Source organism: Bradyrhizobium sp. 35, assembly GCF_023073215.1.
GTDB lineage: Bacteria > Pseudomonadota > Alphaproteobacteria > Rhizobiales > Xanthobacteraceae > Bradyrhizobium > Bradyrhizobium canariense_D.
Map to the genome: position 1 here is coordinate 1 of NZ_JADPJC010000015.1, position 577 is coordinate 577.

2 pseudogenes are annotated in these 577 nt (G+C 61.7%); one reads left to right on the forward strand and one right to left on the reverse strand.

Features of this window, described 5'->3' with window-relative positions:
* Positions 1–99 precede the first annotated feature (99 nt).
* A pseudogene (locus IVB36_RS02305) lies at positions 100–453 on the forward strand (hypothetical protein); the annotation flags it as partial.
* Positions 454–487: 34 nt separating this feature from the next.
* Here the strand turns inward: IVB36_RS02305 and IVB36_RS02310 are convergent.
* Positions 488–577, reverse strand: a pseudogene (locus IVB36_RS02310) (IS5/IS1182 family transposase); the annotation flags it as partial.

Here is a 577-nt window from a genome sequence, read left to right on the forward strand (position 1 = left end):
TTTGCTGTCCAATCCCATCCGAAACCTCCGTCCAAGCCGGAGGCTTCTTTCGCACGTTCATTCGAATTCTGAAGCAAGGGTATCGGCTTCGCGCTTACGAAGCATCGCCGCGAGCTGAACGAGATCCGGCAGCTCGACCGCGCCGATTTCGACCGGATCGCGCAAGACCTGCGGATCGCGCCTGACGATCTGGAAGATCTGGTCCGTCACGGCAAGCACGCCGCCGACGAGCTGCCGAAGATGCTGGAGCAGCTCGGCATCAGTGCCGAAGGGCTCGGCCGCGCGCATCCGCTGCTGCTGCGCGACATGGAGCGGGTGTGCGCGCTTTGCAGCCACAAGGGCCAGTGCGATCGCGAGCTGGCCGACGGCACCGCCGCGGAGAACTATCACGGCTTCTGCGCCAATGCCTCGACACTGGAGTCGCTCGACCGTGCGGATCACGCGCATCGCTAAGGCGTTGCCCTTATCAAAGGATTAGGGTTCAGACTCAATTGATCCAATAAGCGACGAGAGCGGCGAGGTGGACGGCGGCCAAGAAGTTTCTGGCAAGTTTGTCGTAGCGAGTAGCAACACGCCT